This is a genomic window from Acidovorax delafieldii 2AN (assembly GCF_000175235.1).
In the GTDB taxonomy this organism is placed as follows: Bacteria; Pseudomonadota; Gammaproteobacteria; order Burkholderiales; family Burkholderiaceae_C; genus Acidovorax; species Acidovorax delafieldii_B.
Genome location: NZ_ACQT01000317.1, coordinates 1 through 3,548, shown reverse-complemented (window position 1 = coordinate 3,548; position 3,548 = coordinate 1). Strand labels below are relative to the sequence as shown.

3 protein-coding genes are annotated in these 3,548 nt (G+C 67.5%); 2 read left to right on the top strand and 1 reads right to left on the bottom strand.

Going from position 1 to position 3,548, the window contains the following annotated elements; genetic code table 11:
• Window positions 1-1,570 (bottom strand): PAS domain S-box protein (locus ACDELDRAFT_RS20295; protein ID WP_232504816.1); only part of this gene is annotated, 1,570 nt, incomplete at its 3' end.
• A 100-nt stretch (window positions 1,571-1,670) separates the two neighbouring features.
• On the opposite strand from ACDELDRAFT_RS20295, the gene purU reads away from it, so the two are divergent.
• A complete protein-coding gene (gene purU / locus ACDELDRAFT_RS20290; RefSeq protein ID WP_005799944.1) occupies window positions 1,671-2,519 on the top strand; it encodes a formyltetrahydrofolate deformylase in 849 nt (282 codons plus the stop codon).
• 11 nt (window positions 2,520-2,530) lie between these two features.
• Entirely contained in the window at window positions 2,531-3,436 is a 906-nt protein-coding gene (locus tag ACDELDRAFT_RS20285) for a LysR substrate-binding domain-containing protein (RefSeq protein ID WP_005799943.1), read from the top strand.
• The last annotated feature ends 112 nt before the right edge of the window (window positions 3,437-3,548 follow it).

Sequence of the window (3,548 nt, the reverse complement as noted above, 5' to 3'; positions counted from 1 at the left end):
GCTCGTCCCCGGCCATGCGGCCCAGCAGGTCGCCCGGGCGCATGGCGGACTGCACCTTGCGCGCGATGTGCTTGAGCACCTGGTCGCCGATGGCGTGGCCGTAGCTGTCGTTCACGTCCTTGAAACGGTCGAGGTTGAGCTGCAGCACGGCCATGCGCTCGCCGGTGCCGCGCGCCTGCACCACCGCGTCCTCGAGCTGCCCGCAGAACCACAACCGGTTGGACAGGCCGGTGAGCGCGTCGTTGTGCGCCAGGAATTCCAGCCGCTCGTGCTGCTCTTTCTCGTCGCTGATGTCGGTGAACATGCACACGTAGTGCGTGGTCGCGCCCGTTGCGTCGCGCACCACGCTCATCGAGACATGCTCTGGAAACACCTCGCCGTTCTTGCGCCGGTTCCAGATCTCGCCTTGCCAGCGGCCGGTGCGCTTGAGCGATTCCCACATGGCCTCGTAGAACGCCCGGTCGTGGCGGCCCGATTTGAAGACGCGGGGCGTCTTGCCCAGCAGCTCGTCCTCGGTGTAGCCCAGCAGCCGCGTGACCGCGGCATTCACCGAGAGAATGCGGCTTTTCGTATCGGTCACGATCACGCCTTCGATGGTGTGCTCCATCACCGTCGAAGCCAGCCGCTGGCGCTCGTCCACCTGCCGCTCCCGCGTCAGGTCGGTGAGGATGCCCGAGAAGCGCTCGGGCTGGCCCGCATCGTTCAGGTGGCGCAACCCCCGCGCCATGAACCAGCGGTAGGTGCCGTCAAAGCACCGCACCCGGGCCGTCTCGACAAAGGGCTCGCCCGAAGCCAGGGCGTAGCGCACGGCCAGCCGCACCCGTTCGCTGTCATCGGGGTGCAGGCGCTCGCCCAGGCGGAAATCTCGGCCGAAATCATCGCCCGTGTAGCGCAGCATGCGCGCCACGCCCGGAGAAAAAAGCGTTTGCGAATGCACGAGGTCGCGGTCCCACATGCCGCCGCCGCTGCCGTCCACCGCCAGGCGAAGGCGGGTTTCGCTGCGCTCGAGCGCGGTGCGCGCCGCCTGGATCTCGCCCATGTCCTGCAGCACGCAGTCGAGGTGCGCGGGTTCGTCGCCCGCTGCAGGAACGTAGGTGACGGTGCTCAGCACCGGCACGATGCCGTCGTGCGGGCGGTGGCATTGGCGTTCGCCAACGTAGTGGTCTATCTCGCCCGCCAGCAGGCGCTCGAGCTGCTGCTTGGCCAGGGCCGAGTCCTCGGCCTGGAAGACGTCGCGAAAGTTCAGGGTCTGCAATACGCCCAGCGGCACGCCCAGCATGCGGCACAGGCAGTCGTTGGCCCACAGGATGCGGCCATCGATCGCCACGCGCGCCATGCCCACCGGGGCGTGATGCACGATCTGCGCCAGCTCGCGCGCCACCACCGAGCGCTGCCGTTCGATCTTGCGCATCCGCCCCAGCAGCCAGCCGGCCATGGCGCTGGTGATGAGTACGTAGAGCCAGCCCTTCCAGGTCTGGAAGTGGGTGATCTCCTCGGGGCTCCCGGCCCAGTGGGCCAGAAAGGCGTCGCCCGCGAACACCCATGCCACACCAAACACGAGGTACAGCACGACACCCCTCCACGGGGCGAGTTTCGGGACCAGGCCCGGGTTGCGCATGACGATCCTTCTTCCACCATTTGGAGGGCCATGCTGCGACAATGGCGCAGCTATGACCCAAGCCTATATCCTTACCCTCTCCTGTCCCGACCGCCTGGGACTGGTGCACGCCGTCTCCGGCTTCCTGCTGGAGCGCGGCGGCAACATCGAAGAAGCCGCGCAATACAACGACCCCGCCACGGGCCTGTTCTTCATGCGGGTGCAATTTGCCTGCAGCCAGCACGACCAGGCAACCCTGCAAACCCACCTGGCCCAGTTCGCCGAGCCGCACCAGATGCGCTGGAGCCTGCATGCCACCGCGCAGCCCGTCAGAACGGTGCTGCTCGTCAGCAAGGAAGGCCACTGCCTCAACGATCTGCTGTTCCGCTGGAAATCCGGCCTGCTGCCCGTGGACATCCGCGCCATCATCAGCAACCACCGCGACTTCTACCAGCTGGCAGCCAGCTACAACGTGCCTTTCCACCACATTCCCGTCACCGCGGCCACCAAGGCCCAGGCCGAGGCACGGCAATACGAAATCATCCAGGCAGAAGACGCGGAACTGGTGATCCTGGCGCGCTACATGCAGGTTCTCTCCAACGACCTGTGCACCAAGCTAGCAGGCCGCGCCATCAACATCCACCACAGTTTCCTGCCCAGCTTCAAGGGCGCCAAGCCTTATTACCAGGCCCACGACCGCGGCGTCAAGCTGATCGGCGCGACGGCCCACTATGTGACCGCCGATCTCGACGAAGGTCCGATTATCGAACAAGATGTTACACGTGCGGACCATACGGACACCGTCGAAGACCTGACAGCCCGTGGGCGCGACACCGAAAGCCAGGTACTGGCACGCGCCGTCAAATGGCACAGCGAGCACCGCGTGCTGGTGAACGGGCACAAGACCGTCGTCTTCCGCTGAAGCCTGCGCCCATGGCCACCGCTGCCCTCACCGGCTTCAGCAGCAGCGCCGCGCGCCGCATTCCGCCCATCCAGTGCCTGCTCACTTTCGAGGCGCTGGCGCGGCTGCGCAGCGTGACCCAGACCGCCGACGAGCTGTGCGTCACGCCCAGCGCCGTGAGCCACCGTGTCAAGCAACTCGAACAGATCCTGGGGGCGCAGCTGTTCGGCCGGGCCGATTTTTCACTCACTACCGAGGGCAGCGCCTACCTGGCGCATGTGCGCGAGGGGCTGGGCGCACTGCAGCGCTTTCCAGGGGCCGCGGCCACGCCAGGCCGCCGGCGCCTCAAGCTGGCGGTGACGCCCACGTTCGCGCGCACCATCCTGATCCCGCGCCTGCGCCAGTTCACCGAGGCCTATCCCGAGATCGACCTGGCGCTGCAGGTGTCCATCCCGCTGCTCGACGTGGTGGCGGAAGACGCCGACCTGATGGTGCGCTATGGCGCCGGGCACTACGCGGACGTCGAGTACGTGGAATTGGCGGGCGACGTGGTCACGCCCCTGGCCTCGCCCGCGTTCATACGCGAGCACGGCCCCTTTGACCGCCCCGAGGACCTGGAAGGCGTGCCCCTGCTGCGCAGCCCGCTCGAACCCTGGCGCACCTGGTTCGCCGCCACCGGGCTGGAGTGGGCGGAGCCCAGCGAGGGCTCACAGTTCAACGACATCGGCCTGATGTGCGACGGCGCCGCCGCCAGCATGGGCGTGGCGCTCGTGCGCCTCAAGCTGGGCGCGCCGTGGCTGGAGAACGGCACGCTGGTGCGCCTGTTCACCACCGATGCCCCCAGCCCCCACGCCCACTACCTGTGCTGGCGCACCGGCACCATGGACCGCTGGGAATGCACCGCGTTCGCCGATTGGCTGCGCAAGACGATGGCGTAGGCACCCAACCATTCGGCTGGCGTCCCGCCCGCCCAAAGGCGCCAGTCCACTTGCTGGCACGCGCGTACCACCCCGGCGTATTGCGCCCTTCCGACGGGCGTCCGGCGCACGC

Coding starts and splice junctions, on each gene's coding strand:
- purU (WP_005799944.1), top strand. CDS start 1,671: ATGACCCAAGCCTATATCCTTACCCTCTCCTGTCCCGACCGCCTGGGA.
- ACDELDRAFT_RS20285 (WP_005799943.1), top strand. CDS start 2,531: ATGGCCACCGCTGCCCTCACCGGCTTCAGCAGCAGCGCCGCGCGCCGC.